Origin of the sequence: Williamsia sp. 1135, assembly GCF_002095395.1 — a bacterium.
In the GTDB taxonomy this organism is placed as follows: Bacteria; Actinomycetota; Actinomycetes; order Mycobacteriales; family Mycobacteriaceae; genus Williamsia.
The window spans coordinates 165,371-181,550 of record NZ_MJEI01000104.1 but is presented as its reverse complement, the minus strand read 5'-3'; the positions used below and the strand labels follow the sequence as shown (position 1 = coordinate 181,550).

Here is a 16,180-nt window from a genome sequence, read left to right as displayed (position 1 = left end):
TGAGGTGACCGCCGCATCGCCGCAACTGACGCTGACCGCCCGACTCAACCTCTCCGCGGCCGAGGCCCGCCGCGGAATCGTCCGGGTGCATCCGGAGGTCCTGGCGGCGCTGGCGTTGCGCGAGTGGGACGGCGTCGCCGTCATCGGATCCCGCACCACGGCCGCGGTCATCGCGGCCAACGGCGACTCGGCTCCGACAGGCATCGCTCTGCTCGACGAGCTGACGCTGTCGAATGCCGGGCTCAAAGCCGATGCTCCCGTGGTCCTTTCGCCCGCCATCGTGCACGGAGCCACCCGCATCATCGTCCGCGGGTCATCACTGACCTCCGAATCCGTCGACGAACCGACCCTGCGCCGCGCGCTGCTCGGCAAGGTGGTCTCCGTCGCGGATGTGGTCTCACTGTTACCCCGTGACCTCGGCCCCGACTTCGCGACGTCGGACGCGACGCGCACCCTGGCCCGCTCGGTCGGCATCACCTGGACCAACGAATTGCTGACGGTGGTCAGCGCGGAACCCGCAGGTCCGGTGAGTGTGCAACCCAACACCGCGGTGCTCTGGGCCGACAAGAACGGCACGCTGCCGGTGCCGTCGACGACGAACCCGGCCGCCTCCGCACCTGCCTCCCCCGCCGCCCCCGTTTCAGCAGTACCACCTCCGCCACCCCGAACGGTCGATGAACTCGTCGGCGTCGACGCGCAGGTCGACAAACTCACCGAATGGCTCGGGCTCGCCCTGGACAACCCGGAACTGCTCACCACCCTCGGCGCTCAGGCCCGCCTGGGTGTCGTACTCACCGGCCCGCCCGGCGTCGGGAAGGCCACCGTCGCCAGGGCGGTGTGCGCAGGTCGTGAACTGATCTACCTCGACGGTCCGGTCACCGGGGCGGTCGAGGCATCGGGTCGACTCGGTGCCGTGAAAGCCGCGGTACAGCAATTGGTCTCGCGTCCGACCGAGAACGGCGCCGTGTTGCTGATCAGCGACGTGGAAGCGCTCCTGCCCGCCGAGGCCGATCCCGTCTCGGCGCTCATCCTCGACGCCCTGCGGGTGGCGATCACCGCACCCCGGGTGGCACTGATCTGCACCAGCTCCGCCCCGGAGAACCTCGATCGGCGACTACGCGATCCAGACCTCTGCGATCGCGAACTCTCGATCGGGCTGCCCGACAACAAGATACGCCGAGGCCTGCTGTCGGCATTGCTCGACAAGGTCCCGACCGACACGATCGACCTCGGCGAGATCGCTTCGCGGACGCCGGGTTTCGTGGCTGCCGACCTCGCGGCCCTGACCCGCGAAGCGGCATTGAGAGCAGCAGCCCGCAGCGCCAGGGACGGCGAACCACCCAGGCTCATCGGGTCCGACCTGACCGGGGCGCTCGAGGTGATCCGGCCGGTCTCCCGTTCAGCCTCACCAGAAGTGGCGGTGGGCAGTCTGACCCTCGAGGATGTCGGCGACATGGTGGAGACCAAACAGGCACTCACCGAGGCCGTCCTGTGGCCACTGCGTCATCCCGACACCTTCACCCGCCTCGGTGTCGACCCGCCGCGAGGGGTGTTGCTGTATGGCCCGCCGGGCTGCGGCAAGACGTTCGTGGTCCGCGCCCTGGCGGCGTCCGGACAGCTCAGCGTGCACAGCGTCAAGGGCGCCGAGCTGATGGACAAATGGGTCGGGTCGTCGGAGAAGGCGGTACGCGACCTGTTCGATCGCGCCCGCGAGTCGGCGCCGTCCCTGATCTTCCTCGACGAGATCGACGCGCTGGCACCGCGTCGCGGCCAGTCGTCGGACTCCGGCGTCGGAGACCGCGTGGTCGCCGCCCTGCTCACCGAGCTCGACGGGGTCGAGCCGCTGCGCGATGTGGTGGTGCTCGGGGCAACCAACCGGCCCGACCTCATCGACCCCGCGCTGCTGCGCCCGGGCAGGCTCGAACGCCTCGTGTTCGTCCCGCCGCCCGACGCAGCGGCCAGAGGCGACATCCTGCGGACGTCGAGCAAGTCGGTACCGCTGGCCGAAGAGATCAGTCTCGACGAGCTCGCACAGACCCTCGACGGCTACTCCGCCGCCGATTGCGCCGCGCTCCTGCGGGAAGCCGCGCTGGCGGCCATGCGCCGCAACATCGATGCCGCCACCGTCACGGCCGACGACGTGGCCGTCGCCCGGGACAAGGTCCGCCCGTCCCTGGATCCGGAGCAGGTGGAGAACCTGCGTCAGTACGCGGACAAGCGCGGCGGCTGATCCGATCAGATCAGCGCACGGATACCAGGTAGGTGATGGAGTTCGGTCCGACCGCCGACCCGGCGGTGGTGCCGATCACCACGGTGTAGGTTTTCCCGTCCTTGTCGGCGGAGTACCCCTTCACCGTCTGTCCGCCCTCTTCTCGCGCGAACTCCTCGGTGAAGCCTCCGTCGGTGAGTTGGGTGGATGCGTTGTCGAACGGGTTACCGGCATCCGCAGCACCGGCCACCGTGAGGTTCCAGCCTTCCTTCGCGGTTCCCCCGGCGGCGAGTACCGAGCCCTCGATCAGCGGTACCTGCTCGGGAAAATCATCGGGCAGCGCCACCGATCCGGGGCTCTCGGTAGGCGACTTCGCGTCGTCGCCGCCACACGCACCCACCAACAACATCGCACCCGCGAAAAACAGGATCACCAAGACCCGCACCCGATTCATGAGGACAGCCTAAGTGGTGACCTCGGAGCTCGCGTGGAACACCTGCCGGTTCTTCATGTGACCTGCCGCGAAGGGCCCCGCTCGCGGGAATCGGACGGGCACCGGCGAGTTGCGTCAGCCGGGCCGTCCTCACCCGAATACGTCACCTAGCAGCGCTAACGGTAGACTGAAGACCTGGAGAGTGAGGCGAAACCACTCAGTGCGACTTCTCGCGGCCATTGGTCGGTGCGTAGTTCGCCGCCACCTCTCTCCGCGCCCGACACCCCGCCCACCTGATCGACGGAGTGCCCCTTGATCGCAGTACTGGCCGCCTTGGCCATCACGGCTGCGCTGGCGCCTGGGATCATCACGTGGCTGGGCCGGCGGGGTTTCTATGTGCTCGCCCTGGCACCGTTCGGAGGACTCGTCTGGGTCTTCGCCAACTGGCCCGACGAGGCAGACGGGATCCGCACCGAGTCCATCACCTGGGTCCCCGAACTCCAGATGAACATCGATCTGCGGTTCGACACCCTTGCCGCGATCATGTCCGTCCTCGTCCTCGGGGTGGGCGCGCTCGTCCTCTGCTACTGCGCCGAGTACTTCAGCGAGACGCGACGACGGGTGGCCGGCTTCGGCGGGGAGATGGTTGCCTTCGCAGGCGCCATGTTCGGGCTCGTCTGCAGCGACAACATGCTCGTGCTCTACATCTTCTGGGAATTGACGACAGTCCTGTCGTTCCTTCTCGTCGGCTTCTACGCGGTTCGTGCGACCAGTCGCCGCGCCGCGACCCAGGCCCTGCTCGTCACCACTGCCGGTGGCCTGGCGATGCTGGTCGGCATCATCATGCTCGGCGAGGCCGCCGGGTCGTACTCGCTGTCGGAGATCATCGCGAACCCACCCGTCGGATGGTCGGTGACGGTCGCGATCGTGCTGATCCTCGTCGGCGCGCTGAGCAAGTCCGCGATCTTCCCGTTCCACTTCTGGTTGCCCGGCGCCATGGCAGCACCGACCCCGGTCAGCGCATACCTGCACGCCGCCGCGATGGTGAAGGCCGGCATCTTCCTGGTCGCCCGGCTCGCACCCGCGTTCTCCGACCTGGTGTCGTGGCACGTCCTCGTCGTCGGGCTGGGAATGGTGACGATGCTGCTCGGCGGATTCCGTTCGCTGCGCGAGTACGACCTCAAGTTGGTCCTGGCCTTCGGCACCGTCTCGCAGCTCGGGTTCCTGATGGTGCTGGTGGGCATCGGTGACGCCGACGTGGCGATGGCCGCACTCGCGATGCTCGTGGCCCACGCATTCTTCAAGGCAGCGCTGTTCATGGTGGTCGGCATCATCGACCACTCGACCGGCACGCGGGACCTGCGCAAGCTCGCCCGCCTCGGTAAAGAAACCCCGCTGCTCGCGGTCATCGCCGCCCTGGCCGCCGCCAGCATGGCCGGGATACCGCTCACCCTCGGATTCGTCGGCAAAGAGACCGCCTTCGCCGAGATCTGGGACACCGGGGCGCTCAGTGCCTGGCAGGGACCGGTCGTGGTGATCGTCCTGGTGCTCGGGTCGATCCTCACCGTCGCCTACTCGCTCCGATTCATCTGGGGTGCGTTCGGTCGCAAGCGCAAGACAGAGCCCAGCCCCGCCGTCGCCAAGATGCACAAGCCGAACCTCGCGTTTCAGCTGCCCGCCCTGTTCCTCGCCGTGGCGGGCGTCGCCTTCGGGCCGCTGTCGGGTCTGCTCGGTGCACGGTTCGAGCCGTACGCCGACACCGTCACCAGCTACGGCTCCGAAGAACTCGTCCATCTCGCCCTCTGGCACGGCTTCAACCTGCCACTACTGCTCAGCGCCATCGCGATCGTGTTCGGCACCGCGTTGTTCGCCCTGGTCCGCGAATTGGGCCGCCTCGGCTTCGTCAAGCCCGCGCTCGGTAACGCCGACCGGATCTACGACGCCGTCCTGCGCGGCGCCGACACCATCTCCATCAACCTGACCCGAAACACCCAGCGCGGTTCCCTGCCGCTGACCCAGGGCATCATCATCGTGACCTTGGTGCTGCTGCCGACGATCGTGCTGTTCACCGGCGCGCGCAATCGCCTGGAACTCAACGGGTTCGAGTCACCGGTGCAGCTGGTCATCGGCGGCATCATGATCGCGTCCGCGATAGCGGCGGCGGTGCTCCGCAATCGCCTCGCGGCCGTCCTGGTGGTCGGTGTCACGGGCTACAGCTGTGGCGTTTTGTTCGCCCTGCACGGCGCGCCTGACCTGGCCCTGACCCAGTTCCTCGTGGAGACACTGACCCTCGTCATCTTCGTGCTCGTCCTGCGCAAGTTGCCTGCAGAGGCCGAGTCGCGGCACGCAACCGGGTTCAAGCCGCTGCGGGCCCTGCTCGGTCTCGCGTTCGGTGCCTTGCTGGTCCTGGTCGGCCTGTTCGCCGCCGCGGCTCGAACCACCGTGCCGATGGCGTCCGAACTACCCAATGCGGCATACAAGTACGGCGACGGCTCCAACGCGGTCAACGTCCTGCTCGTCGACATCCGTGCCTGGGACACCCTCGGCGAGGTGTCGGTCCTGCTGGTCGCGGCGACCGGTGTGGCGTCGATGGTCTTCCGACACCGCCGCTTCGGTGCGGCGCCGCGAGTCGCCGACGCCACCCGCGCCCGTACGCCGCGGCCCGAATCCGACGGCAAGGAACAGTTCGGCGAACGGACGACCTGGTTGCGCGGCAGCAACTTCCGCGACCCTCGACATCGCTCGATGGTGCTCGAGGCGACCACCCGGATCATCTTCCCGACCATGATCGTGCTGTCGCTGTATTTCTTCTACGCAGGTCACAACGCGCCCGGCGGCGGCTTCGCGGGCGGGTTGACGATGGGCCTGGCGCTGGTTCTGCGCTACCTCGCAGGCGGACGGTACGAGCTCGGTGAGGCGCTGCCGATCGACGCAGGACGCATTCTCGGGGTGGGCCTGGGCTTCTCGGTGGGTACAGCGGTCGCGTCGGTCCTGCTCGGAGCGCCTGCACTGTCGTCGGCGACCTTCGAGTTCACCCTGCCGATCTTCGGTGATGTCAAGCTCGTCACTGCCATCTTCTTCGACCTCGGCGTCTACCTGATCGTCGTCGGCCTCGTCCTCGACGTGTTGCGCAGCCTCGGCGCCCGGCTAGACGAGGACCCTCCCCGCCGTCGCCGTGAGCCGCAGGAGGCGGCGTCGTGAGCATCAACCTCGGCCTGCTGATCGTGGTCGGCCTCATGGCCGCTTGCGGCGTCTACCTGCTCCTCGAGCGCAGCCTCATCCGGATGCTGCTCGGATTGCTGTTGGTGGGCAACGCGATCAACCTGCTCATCGTCACCGTCTCGGGCGCGATGGGGAACCCCCCCATCATCGGCCGGACCGCCGACGAACGCAGCGCCGACGCCGATCCACTGGCGCAGGGCATGGTCCTCACCGCGATCGTCATCACCATGGGCGTGGCCGCCTTCGTGCTCTCGCTCGCATACCGCAGCTTCATGATCAACACCGACGACGAGGTCGACGACGACCCCGAGGATCTGAAGGTCAAGCGGCAACGCAATTTCGACGCCCCTGACCGGGACCGCAGCGACGACCCGGTCACCGGGTCGGACACCATCCGCGGCGATCTGTTCGATGACGACGGAAATCCCGTGACCCAAGAGGAGATCCGGGCCCGGCGGGCGCAGATCCACGAGACCGACGTCCTGCCCGATCCTGACGAACCCGACGACATCGAGGATCGTCACGAACTCGGCGACGACGAAGAAACCGACACCGACGAGCAACCAGGGCTCGACGACGACACCGAAGGGGGTGCGACGCGATGACGTTGTCGAACGCGTGGTTCCCCACGCTCATCGTCACCCCGGTGCTGGTCCCGATGATCGGGACCGTCCTGACGCTGATCATGGGGCGCTATCCCCGCTTTCAGCGCATGGTCACCATCAGTGCCATCACCGTCGCCTTCGTCGCGGCCTGCCTGCTGCTGTACCTCACCAATCGCGATGGCACGTACGCCTTGCACATCGGAGGCTGGGACTCCAAGGGCGGCGATGTCGGTCCGCTCGGTGTGACCCTCGTGGCCGACCAGCTCTCGGCTCTGATGCTGGTCGTGTCGACGGCAGTCCTGCTCTGCGTCATGCTCTACGCGGTCGGCCAGGGTATCCGCGACGGCACCACCGAACAGCCGGTGTCGATCTTCCTGCCGACCTATCTACTGCTGTGCACCGGCGTCTGCAACGCGTTTCTCGCCGGCGACATGTTCAATCTGTTCGTCTCGTTCGAGGTGCTCCTCGCCGCGAGTTTCGTGCTGCTCACCCTCGGTGCCAGCGCCGACCGTGTGCGCGCGGGTGTCTCCTACGTGATGGTGTCGATGGTGTCGTCGCTGGTGTTCCTCGCGGGCATCGCCTTCGCGTACGCGGCCACCGGGACCCTGAACCTCGCCGAGATGGCGGTGCGCCTCGAAGACGTCCCCGATGGGACAAAGGGCGCGCTGTACGCCGTGTTGCTGGTGGCGTTCGGCATCAAGGCCGCGGTGTTCCCCCTGTCGACGTGGCTGCCCGACTCCTATCCGACCGCCCCTGCCCCGGTCACCGCGGTCTTCGCGGGATTGCTGACCAAGGTCGGCGTCTACGCGATCATCCGGGCGCACACCCTGCTGTTCCCCGGTGGCTCGATGGATCGGGTCCTGCTGGTTGCCGGACTGCTGACCATGCTGGTCGGCATCTTCGGTGCCATCGCCCAGTCCGACATCAAACGATTGCTGTCGTTCACGCTGGTCAGCCACATCGGTTACATGATCTTCGGCATCGCGCTGTCCACGGAGTTCGGACTCTCGAGCGCCATCTACTACGTGGCCCACCACATTCTCGTGCAGACGACCCTGTTCCTGGTGGTGGGTCTGATCGAACGGCAGGCGGGGTCTGCCTCGCTGCGCCGGCTCGGCGGCCTGGCTGCCAGTCCGCTGCTCGCCGCGCTGTTCCTGATCCCGGCCCTCAACCTCGGTGGCATCCCGCCGTTCTCGGGCTTCATCGGCAAGGTCGCGCTCATCGAAGCCGGTGTCCAAGATGGCAGCGTACTGGCCTGGACACTGGTGGCCGGGTCCGTCGTGACCAGTCTGCTGACCCTGTACGTGGTCGCCCGCGTGTGGACCAAGGCGTTCTGGCGTCCCCGCGCCGACGCTCCCGAAGGCGACCTCGCCGACGCCGGGCCGGCCGCACTCCTCGGGGGTGACGACGACGATGTGGCGTACGACGACCGTGCCGACGTCGGCCGGATGCCGATCGGGATGGTCATCCCGACCATCGCGATGGTCGGCGCGGGCATCATCCTGACCCTGTGGGCGGGCCCGATCTTCGAGTTCACCGACCAGGCCGCAGCCGACCTGACGGACTCCAGCATCTACCTCAACGCCGTGCTGGGAGGTGATCGGTGAGATGAGCAGTGAGCCCACCACCCACTCCCGGCCGCAGCCTCCCCCACCGCGGGGCCCGATCCGGGCTGCCCTCGTCAACGCCTGGCGCTTCTCGGTCATCTTTCTGGCCTGGTACATCGCCCGGACCATCTTCTGGTTCCGCGCCAGGATCCAGATCAAGCGGTGGTTCGGTGGCAACCGGCGCGAGGTTGCCGTACGGCTGTGGAACGTGACCTGGCTGACCTTCGTGTGGGTACTGCTCTGGGGTACCTACGATCTCGCGAACGTCTTCACCGGGATCGGGGTGGCACTGCTGGTGCTGATCGCGTTGCCGCTGCCCCGGGTGCCGGTCGAGGGCCGCATCCACCCCCTCACGCTCCTCGAACTGGCTGCCCGACTCATCGCTGCATTCTTCATCTCGAGCGCGCAGGTCGCCTGGGCCGCGGTCCGGCCGGCCAAGCCGCCGCTGAGCGCTGTGCTGCGCGCCCGGCTCGCCATCAAATCGGACATGGTCCTGACTCTTGCGGTCGACTACCTCAACCTCGTCCCCGGCACCATGGTCGTCGAGATCGATCACAGCCGTCGATTGCTCTACGTGCACCTGTTCGACGCGAGCTCGCCGGAGAAGGTCAAGGCCTTCTACAAGCAGATCGAAACCATCGAGCGGCTGTTCATTCGCGGCTTCGAGCGGGACCATGAGTGGCGGGCCAGCCCGTATCACGGCATCGACGACGACCTCAGCGCCGGCGACTACCCACGGGGAGGTATCTGATGAGCGTGATCTCGACCCACCGGACAGGTCTGCCGGCCGACGGCGGAGCGGTCTCATGACGTACGTGTGGATGATCGCGGCAGGTCTGCTGTTGGCGGCGTCGGTTCTCACCACCGCCCGCATGCTGATCGGGCCCAACACGTTGGACCGTCTCGTCGCCCTCGACACCGCGGTGGCTGTCGCGATGTGTTCGCTCGCGGTCTGGGCCGCCTACTCGGAGGACTCGACGGTGGTGTCCGGGATCGTCGCGCTGTCACTGTTGAGTTTTGTCGGGTCCGTGGCGGTCGCCCGATTCCGGGTCCGGGACAACGAAGGTGTGGGCGAGCATGATCGCTGACATCGTGGTCGCGGTACTTTTGCTGACCGGATCCACCATGGCGTTCACCGCGTCCATCGGTATCTTGCGGTTCCCCGACACCATGACGCGGATGCACGCCGCCACCAAACCGCAGACCCTCGGCCTGATCCTGGTCCTCGTCGGTGCGGGCGTCCGCCTCTGGGACACTATCGATTTCGGCATGCTGGTGCTGTCGGGCATCTTCGCGCTCCTCACGGCGCCGGTCATCGCGCACCGGGTCGGCAAGCTGGCATATCAGGAGCAACGCATCCGCGACGACCTCATCGATTCCGACGACGTCGAATCGCCGCGCACCGACTGATGTCACCTGCCCACCCATGAAGGTCGACCCGCGGTGAGTGCCGACGACGAGTTGTCCGCCTCGCAACTCCGCCGAGGCGGAGAACTGGGCAAGATCGCCGCGCATTCCGCGATCAGACGGGTCCGTTCGCGGGCGGTGACACTCGGTGGATCCCACGATGAGCGGCGCCTGCGCGCGGAGCAGGACGCGCTGGCCGCCGCCGACGAACTGATCACCGTGCTCGGGTCGATGAAGGGCGCCGCGATGAAGGTGGGGCAGTTCCTGTCCCTCCTCGATCTCGACATGGTGCCGAGGTCGGCGCGCGGCGCGTTCAACCAGAAGCTGGCCGTCCTGCGCGACAACGCACCTCGCGTCTCCAATGCGACGATGCTCGGCGTGCTCGAAGACGAGCTGGGTCCGAAGATGTCCGAGATCGCCGACATCGATCCCGAACCCATCGCCGCGGCCTCGATCGGACAGGTCTACCGCGCCACGCTGACCGGCGGCCGCGCGGTGGCGGTGAAAGTGCAGTATCCGGGTATCGACCGGGTGGTCCGCGCCGACCTCAAGAATCTGGCGATCGCCCTGCGGCTGTACAAGAAGTTGCTCCCGACGGTCGATCCGCAGTCGTTCGTCCGCGAGATCACGGGCAACATCCTCGCCGAACTGGATTACGAGGCCGAGGCCGACAATCAACGCCGGCTGTCGATTCGGTACGCAGGGCATCCGTTCATCCAGATCCCGGACGTTATCGAAAGCCTCTGCACCACCAGGGTGCTGACCACGGAGCTCATCACCGGCATCGGGCTCGCCGAGGTCGCCGGACTCGACGTCGAGACGCGGGACCAGGTCGGCGAGGTGATCTACCGGTTCTATTGCGGCAGCATCCACACCGACGCCACGTTCTGCGGCGATCCCCATCCCGGCAACGTCATCCTCGCCGACGACGGCCGCGTCGCGTTCCTCGACTTCGGCTCGAGCAAGACCATGTCGAAGGGCTCGTTGAAGCTCGAGCAGCAGTCGCTGATCGCAGCCAGGGCGGGTGATGCGGCCGGGGTCGCGAGCGTTCTGCGCCGCGGCGGCGTCCTCGTCAACGAGGAGTCGATCACCGACGAGGACGTGCTCGATTACGTCCGCGACTCCACCTGGTGGCACATGAACGACGAGCTTCTGACCATCACCCCACAGATCGCGAACACCGCGATGATCGCGGCCGTCCACCCGGCGACCGACTACGGCGGACACGCCCGCGAACAACGGTTCCCAGAGGAGCATCTGATGGCCCGGCGCGTGGAGTTCTACACCTGCGCGATGCTCGGCCAACTGGGCGCAACCGCGAACTGGTATCGGATCGAAGGTGAGTGGCTGACCGCCGCAGAGCCGGAAACCGAACTGGGACAGGTCGATCAGTGGTGGCGCAGGCGCACGTTCAGCGACTGAGCCATCCCGATCTTGGTGGCTTTTGGCGAGTGTTTCCGCAGGTGGCGGTCGCCAGAACCCACCAACTTCGGCTCTAGCGGTCGAGCTCGGTGACGATCGAATCGACGACGGCGACCATGTCGCCGGTCTCGGCGAACTTCTGGCGCTGCCGCTGATACGACCCACCTCGTAGCGGAATCTCCGCCACCGACGCGAGTTCGTCGACGCAGTCGAGGTCCTTGGCGATCGGTGCGAGACGGGTCAACATGTCCGTCAGATCGTCGGTGACCAGTCGCTCGTTGCAGTCGCTGTCGGTGATGATGATCGCGTCGAGTCCGTAACGCGCTGCGCGCCACTTGTTTTCCTGCACCAGCCAGGGAGCCATCACCGGCAGTTGCTCCCCTGCATCCAGCCGTCGGTCCAGATCGACGACGAGGCAGTGGATCAACGCCACCAGTCCGGCGAGTTCGGAGATCGTGGACACCCCATCGCACACCCTGATCTCCACGGTGCCGAGATTCGGCGAAGGGCGGATGTCCCAGCGGATCTCGTTGAGGTGCTCGATGATGCCCGTGTGCATCTGATCGCCGACGAAAGCCTCGAACTCATTCCACTGCTGGAACTGGAAGGGCAGGCCGGCAGTGGGCAACTGCTGGAACATCATCGCGCGGTTGCTCGCGTACCCGGTGTCCTGGCCGGACCACATCGGCGATGACGCAGACAGCGCGAGGAGGTGCGGATACTGGTTCAACAGCGACGACACGATCGGTAACACCTTGTCGCGGTGGTTGATACCCACATGGACGTGCACACCCCAGATCAGCATCTGCCGACCCCACCACTGGGTCCGCTCGATCAGTTCGGCGTACCGGTGCCCGGGCGTGAGCTGCTGAGTGGACCACTGCGCGAACGGATGAGTACCAGCCCCGAAGAGATCGACGCCGATGTCGTCCGCGATTCCACGAACCACCGCGAGCGACTCGGACAAGTCGGCGATCGCCTCGCCGGTGTTGCGGCAGATGCCCGTGACCAATTCCACCGTGTTCCGGAGCAACTCCTTGTGGATGCGATCGCCCGAGCTCGGGTTGTCGAGTTCGCTGACCCGCTCGAAGAGTCGAGCAGCCGAGTTCGACAGATCGCGCGACTCCTTGTCGACGAGCGCGAACTCCCACTCGACACCGATGGTCGGCCTCGGTGAGGAGTTGAACTCGATCGACCGGACGTTATTTATTTCAGCTCTCTTCGATCGCGGTTTATCTCAGCTCTCTTCGATCACACCGCAGGCGATCCGCTTGCCGGCGTCACCGGTCATCAGCGTCTCTTCGTCCGGCGCCGGGGCGTACTTGATCGGGATGTTACCGAAATTGTCGGGCTTCTCGTGGATCACGATCGCGGTCTCGAGGATCTGCTGGATGTCGAAACCATCGGTGGCGGTGACGGTTTCGCCCTTGCCCTCTTCGTTGATGTAGATCGACACGAGGTCGCCGCTGGCCGGGTGGCTGGTGTTGCCGTCGACCTGCAGGTGGCTGCCCGCGGAGAGGAAGTCGCCCGGCGCGCCACCCGAGGGTGCCGTCGAGTTGGGCTCACATTTGCCCACCGCATGCAGGTGCATCGCGTGGAAGCCCGGCGCGAGGTTCTCGGCCTTCACGGTCACGATCACCGAGCCCTCACTGCTCTCGAAGCTCGCCTCGCCGGCCGGTTGCCCGTTCGGCTGCTGCAGCGTCGCGGTGGCCTCGCCGCCCTCGCTCGGTTGTCCGACGCCGCCGACGTCGACGGGTGCCCGGTCGCCGGTGACGACGCTGGGCTGCGTGCCCTTGGCGTCCGTCGGATTCTCATCAGGACTGCAGCCTGCCAACAGGAACGCGGCCACCGCGACCGGTGTCACCAACGCGGCAGTCCGCCGCACGGAGGTGAAGTTCTTGAGCGAGCGCTGCGCCATGGTTGGGCTCCCTTGTGGTCGGGCGTGTCGCCGGTTCTACCGTCGGTAGTAGGTCAGCGAAATCATAACTGGTTGAGGTAGAGGGTTCTCCGACCGCATAGCCGAGCCGGAGTCCGAAGTCATTGGCGGGTGACCACGATCAGAGGCAGCCCCCGTGGGCACTCGTCGAACGCGGGCGGGCGGGGGTCCACCGAGACGTCGCCCCCGAGGTCTTCCGCGAGCTGCTCCGCCGCATCCTGCTGGCCCGAGCTGTAGAAAACAGTGTTCTCGGTGATGCTGGCCGACTGCAGGTTGGCCGGGGTCGCAGTGTCCCACCCCAGGCCTTCGACCTGCCTTGCGTACGTCTGACCGAGGCCGCCGATCGCCCCGGCGTTGAACACGCACACCTGGGGACGATCCGGATCCACCGACACGCTGGTCGAAGCACTGGTTGACGCGTTGGACGGTGTCGCCGCCTCGGAGGATGAGGACGTCGGCTGGCGACTCTGCGCCGCCTCGAGGCCCGCCTCCGGATCTGAATCACCGGTGGCCGCCGAGTGCCAGCCCAGCCCGATGAAGACCACCGCGATGGCGAGCAGCAACATGGCGCCGGCGCGAAACGGCAGGTGTGGAGGCTCGGAGTTGGTCATTGCGCCCACCTTACGAAACTTGACGACCGCACGACAATTCCCGGACGAGTCAGGTGACGTCGAATCCGAGACGACGGGCAGCCCGGGCCTTCTGCCTGCTGGCTCGCAGACGCCGGAGCCGCTTCACGAGCATCGGATCGGCCGCGAGCGATTCAGGACGATCGACCAGAGCATTGAGAACCTGGTAGTACCGAGTCGCAGACAGACCGAACAGTTCCTTGATTGCTTCTTCTTTGGCCCCGGCGTACTTCCACCATTGCCGTTCGAAGGCCAAGATGTCATGCTCACGCCGGGTCAACCCGTCGGCCCCAACCTCGCCTGGACCGAGCTCTGCGTGGTCTTGGTTCGCGTTGTCCGCCTGCCCGGATTGCTTCTGGTCTCGCGCGGTTGCGCCGTCCATCTCGCTCCCTTGAGAATCGGTCCTACTCCACCCCATCGCCACACGTCGCTTGTCGATATCAACGGCGTGAATTACAACAGTGTGGTTCGCAGTACATCTAACCACGCCGCCAAAGGAATTCGCGCGATGGCTTGCCGAGTAATCTGACCCTCATGGCAATTCTTCCCATCCGCATCGTCGGTGATCCGGTGCTGCACAATCCCACTGAATCCGTAGCACTGGACGAGGCCGGCAAGCCCCCCGCCGACGTGGTGGCACTCCTCGACGACATGTACGAAACCATGGACGCCGCCAACGGCGTCGGACTGGCGGCAAACCAGGTCGGAGTCGGTCGCCGATTCTTCGTCTACGACTGCCCCGAAGGCAACGGCCGAGGCGGAGCGCGGCGTCGCGGCGAGGTCATCAACCCGGTCCTGGAGACCTCTGAGATCCCGGAGACGATGCCCGACCCCGACGACAACGACGAGGGCTGCCTGTCGGTGCCGGGTGAACAGTTCCCGACCGGCCGCGCCGACTGGGCGAAGGTCACCGGCGTCGACCGCAACGGCGACAAGGTCGAGATCGAGGGCAAAGACTTCTTCGCCCGGATGCTGCAGCACGAGACAGGTCACCTCGACGGGTTCCTGTACGTGGACGTTCTCATGGGCCGCAACGCGCGCGCCGCGAAGAAGACCATCAAACGCAACGGGTGGGGTGTGCCCGGGCTGAGCTGGCTCCCAGGTGAGGACGAAGACCCCTTCGGTCACGACGATGACGACGAGTGACTCAGTCACGGACGACGAGTGACTCCGTCACGGACGACGAGTGACTCCGTCACGGACGACGAGTGACTCCGTGCGGAAACATTCGAAGTGACTCCGTCACGGGGTGACCGGGTGGTGGTCCGTTTCCGCAAAGGCCCCGGAGCACCCGCCGACTGGCGCGGCGACCCCGCGGCGACGCTCAGCGACGTCACCGGAGTGCTCGACAGCGACAGTCCTGACCTGGTGATCCTTCGCGGCGCCGAACGCGTCGTCGTGCCCGCAGACCTCGTGGTCGCGGTGAAGGCGCTCTCGGACAAACCGGTGCGCAACTCGGAGATCAGATCGCTCGAGGTCGCCGCGGCGCGCGGGTGGCCCGGGGTCGAATCGGAATGGATCGACGGATGGCTGGCGCGGGCCGGGGGCGGTTTCACCCGCCGGGCGAACTCCGCGGTGCCGTTGGAGATGGGCGCACGACTCGATGCGCAGACAATGAACCGACTGAGCGAGTGGTACCAGGCTCGGGATCTGCCGATCAGGATCGCAGCCGCCACGCGGCTGCTCCCCGGCGCCCACGTCTCCCCCGCCGACCATGTGATCGACGTCGACGTCCTGGTGGCGCCGGTGGGATCGGCCGCCTCGGACGGTCGGGGCGACGTGTCGATCGACGAAACGCCATCGAAGGAGTGGGTCGCCGCGTACGTCGGTCAGCGCGGTGATGCAGACCGCGCGGTTGCGGCCGCCGTGGTCGGGGCCGTCGACGACGGGAAGCTCGGTTTCGCGACCGTCCGCGACGACGAAGGCGCCGTGCTGTCCATCGGCAGGGGCGCCGTCACCACCGGACTCGACAACGATGTCTGGCTGGGCCTTTCAGCGTTGTGGACATCGGCGGACCATCGCGGCCGGGGACTGGGCCGGGCGGTCACGTCGGCGCTGGAAGCCTGGGGCGCCGGAATCGGCGCGTCGCACACCTACCTGCAGGTGGAAACCGGCAACACCCACGCGCGAGACTGGTACCGCCGCATGGGTTTCGGCCTCCACCACAGCTACGGGTACGTCGAATACCCCTGACCCACAGATGCACACCGTTGAGTCATATGCACACGTTGCAACGTGTGCATATGACTCGACTGTGTGCTTTTACGGAAAGCGGGCGACGTAGCGGCGCTGCCACGGCGTCTCGACCGCAGACGGCGAATAGTGAGCCCGGACGTACGCGACGGCGTCGCCGGGTGCGACCCCGTCGATCACAGCGATGCACGCGAGCGCGGTTCCGGTTCGGCCCTTGCCGCCACCACATGCCACCTCCACCCGCTGAGTCTGCGCCCGCAACCACACCTCCCGGAAGGCATCCACCGCATCGCCGCGATCGGCCGGGAGCCAGAAGTCGCGCCACCTCAGCCAGCGACTCGTCCAATCGGTTGCGGGTGGTTCGTGTCCGAGTAAGTACAGCCCGAAGTCGGGGTCGGGGCCTGTGGGTGTCCCGTGACGTAATCCTCGTCCGCGAACGGTCCGTCCCGAGGGCAGCCGCAAGAGACCCGCGGTGGAATCGTCCCAGGTTGTGGCCACAATTTCACCCTAGATGACC

16 protein-coding genes are annotated in these 16,180 nt (G+C 66.6%); 10 read left to right on the top strand and 6 right to left on the bottom strand.

The genetic code is table 11. The features are described 5' to 3' along the window. Nucleotides 1-4: 4 nt before the first annotated feature. The gene (locus tag BFL43_RS23035; protein ID WP_206186735.1) at nt 5-2,230 is read left to right on the top strand and encodes an AAA family ATPase; all 2,226 of its coding nucleotides are present in this window, start codon (nt 5-7) and stop codon (nt 2,228-2,230) included. 10 nt (nt 2,231-2,240) lie between these two features. Here the strand turns inward: BFL43_RS23035 and BFL43_RS23030 are convergent, their stop codons facing one another. Continuing rightward, nucleotides 2,241-2,663 carry a hypothetical protein gene (locus BFL43_RS23030; RefSeq protein WP_084895114.1) on the bottom strand — a complete coding sequence of 141 codons (423 nt, stop codon included), beginning with the start codon at nt 2,661-2,663 and terminating at the stop codon, nt 2,241-2,243. A 291-nt stretch (nt 2,664-2,954) separates the two neighbouring features. Here BFL43_RS23030 and BFL43_RS23025 point away from each other — a divergent pair, with 291 nt between their 5' ends. The 7 genes from BFL43_RS23025 to BFL43_RS22995 are packed head-to-tail and all read left to right on the top strand — an operon-like array spanning nt 2,955 to nt 10,905. After that, complete coding sequence (locus BFL43_RS23025) at nt 2,955-5,843, top strand: Na+/H+ antiporter subunit A (protein WP_084895112.1); 2,889 nt, start codon at nt 2,955-2,957, stop codon at nt 5,841-5,843. Then, a complete protein-coding gene (locus tag BFL43_RS23020) occupies nt 5,840-6,469 on the top strand; it encodes a Na(+)/H(+) antiporter subunit C (RefSeq protein WP_084895110.1) in 630 nt (209 codons plus the stop codon). Before BFL43_RS23025 ends, BFL43_RS23020 begins: the two co-directional genes overlap by 4 nt. Further along, nucleotides 6,466-8,076, top strand: coding sequence for a Na+/H+ antiporter subunit D (locus BFL43_RS23015; protein WP_084895108.1), 1,611 nt, complete (start codon nt 6,466-6,468; stop codon nt 8,074-8,076). Before BFL43_RS23020 ends, BFL43_RS23015 begins: the two co-directional genes overlap by 4 nt. A 1-nt stretch (nt 8,077) precedes the next feature. Further along, nucleotides 8,078-8,827 carry a Na+/H+ antiporter subunit E gene (locus tag BFL43_RS23010; RefSeq protein ID WP_084895269.1) on the top strand — a complete coding sequence of 250 codons (750 nt, stop codon included), beginning with the start codon at nt 8,078-8,080 and terminating at the stop codon, nt 8,825-8,827. Between the two features lie 55 nt (nt 8,828-8,882). Further along, complete coding sequence (locus BFL43_RS23005) at nt 8,883-9,164, top strand: monovalent cation/H+ antiporter complex subunit F (RefSeq protein WP_084895107.1); 282 nt, start codon at nt 8,883-8,885, stop codon at nt 9,162-9,164. Then, nucleotides 9,154-9,486, top strand: coding sequence for a monovalent cation/H(+) antiporter subunit G (mnhG, locus tag BFL43_RS23000; RefSeq protein ID WP_084895105.1), 333 nt, complete (start codon nt 9,154-9,156; stop codon nt 9,484-9,486). The genes BFL43_RS23005 and mnhG overlap by 11 nt, the downstream gene beginning before the upstream one ends. Before the next feature lie 33 nt (nt 9,487-9,519). Beyond that, the gene (locus BFL43_RS22995) at nt 9,520-10,905 is read left to right on the top strand and encodes an AarF/ABC1/UbiB kinase family protein (RefSeq protein ID WP_084895103.1); all 1,386 of its coding nucleotides are present in this window, start codon (nt 9,520-9,522) and stop codon (nt 10,903-10,905) included. Nucleotides 10,906-10,978: 73 nt separating this feature from the next. Here BFL43_RS22995 and BFL43_RS22990 read toward each other — a convergent pair whose 3' ends face one another. The 4 genes from BFL43_RS22990 to BFL43_RS22975 form a co-directional block, all read right to left on the bottom strand. Beyond that, nucleotides 10,979-12,115 (bottom strand): glutamate--cysteine ligase, encoded by a 1,137-nt coding sequence (locus tag BFL43_RS22990; RefSeq protein ID WP_084895101.1) that lies wholly within the window; start codon nt 12,113-12,115, stop codon nt 10,979-10,981. Between the two features lie 27 nt (nt 12,116-12,142). Further along, a complete protein-coding gene (locus BFL43_RS22985; protein ID WP_084895099.1) occupies nt 12,143-12,823 on the bottom strand; it encodes a superoxide dismutase family protein in 681 nt (226 codons plus the stop codon). Nucleotides 12,824-12,942: 119 nt separating this feature from the next. After that, complete coding sequence (locus BFL43_RS22980; RefSeq protein WP_240498433.1) at nt 12,943-13,452, bottom strand: LytR C-terminal domain-containing protein; 510 nt, start codon at nt 13,450-13,452, stop codon at nt 12,943-12,945. A gap of 49 nt (nt 13,453-13,501) precedes the next feature. Beyond that, on the bottom strand, nt 13,502-13,852 hold the full coding sequence (locus BFL43_RS22975; protein WP_084895097.1) for a DUF3263 domain-containing protein: 351 nt from the start codon (nt 13,850-13,852) through the stop codon (nt 13,502-13,504). A 152-nt stretch (nt 13,853-14,004) separates the two neighbouring features. On the opposite strand from BFL43_RS22975, the gene BFL43_RS22970 reads away from it, so the two are divergent. Both BFL43_RS22970 and BFL43_RS22965 read left to right on the top strand, forming a co-directional pair. After that, nucleotides 14,005-14,616, top strand: a complete 612-nt coding sequence (locus BFL43_RS22970; RefSeq protein WP_084895095.1) for a peptide deformylase — start codon at nt 14,005-14,007, stop codon at nt 14,614-14,616. A gap of 87 nt (nt 14,617-14,703) precedes the next feature. Then, complete coding sequence (locus tag BFL43_RS22965; protein WP_084895093.1) at nt 14,704-15,663, top strand: GNAT family N-acetyltransferase; 960 nt, start codon at nt 14,704-14,706, stop codon at nt 15,661-15,663. 69 nt (nt 15,664-15,732) lie between these two features. Here the strand turns inward: BFL43_RS22965 and BFL43_RS22960 are convergent, their stop codons facing one another. Further along, the gene (locus tag BFL43_RS22960; RefSeq protein ID WP_084895091.1) at nt 15,733-16,161 is read right to left on the bottom strand and encodes a protein phosphatase; all 429 of its coding nucleotides are present in this window, start codon (nt 16,159-16,161) and stop codon (nt 15,733-15,735) included. Between the last annotated feature and the right edge of the window lie 19 nt (nt 16,162-16,180).

What these genes read in the sequence shown, in the direction of transcription:
- BFL43_RS23030 (WP_084895114.1), bottom strand. Translation starts at nt 2,663, where the DNA reads ATGAATCGGGTGCGGGTCTTGGTGATCCTGTTTTTCGCGGGTGCGATG.
- BFL43_RS23015 (WP_084895108.1), top strand. Translation starts at nt 6,466, where the DNA reads ATGACGTTGTCGAACGCGTGGTTCCCCACGCTCATCGTCACCCCGGTG.
- BFL43_RS23010 (WP_084895269.1), top strand. Translation starts at nt 8,078, where the DNA reads ATGAGCAGTGAGCCCACCACCCACTCCCGGCCGCAGCCTCCCCCACCG.
- BFL43_RS23005 (WP_084895107.1), top strand. Translation starts at nt 8,883, where the DNA reads ATGACGTACGTGTGGATGATCGCGGCAGGTCTGCTGTTGGCGGCGTCG.
- mnhG (WP_084895105.1), top strand. Translation starts at nt 9,154, where the DNA reads ATGATCGCTGACATCGTGGTCGCGGTACTTTTGCTGACCGGATCCACC.
- BFL43_RS22985 (WP_084895099.1), bottom strand. Translation starts at nt 12,823, where the DNA reads ATGGCGCAGCGCTCGCTCAAGAACTTCACCTCCGTGCGGCGGACTGCC.
- BFL43_RS22980 (WP_240498433.1), bottom strand. Translation starts at nt 13,452, where the DNA reads ATGACCAACTCCGAGCCTCCACACCTGCCGTTTCGCGCCGGCGCCATG.
- BFL43_RS22975 (WP_084895097.1), bottom strand. Translation starts at nt 13,852, where the DNA reads ATGGACGGCGCAACCGCGCGAGACCAGAAGCAATCCGGGCAGGCGGAC.
- BFL43_RS22970 (WP_084895095.1), top strand. Translation starts at nt 14,005, where the DNA reads ATGGCAATTCTTCCCATCCGCATCGTCGGTGATCCGGTGCTGCACAAT.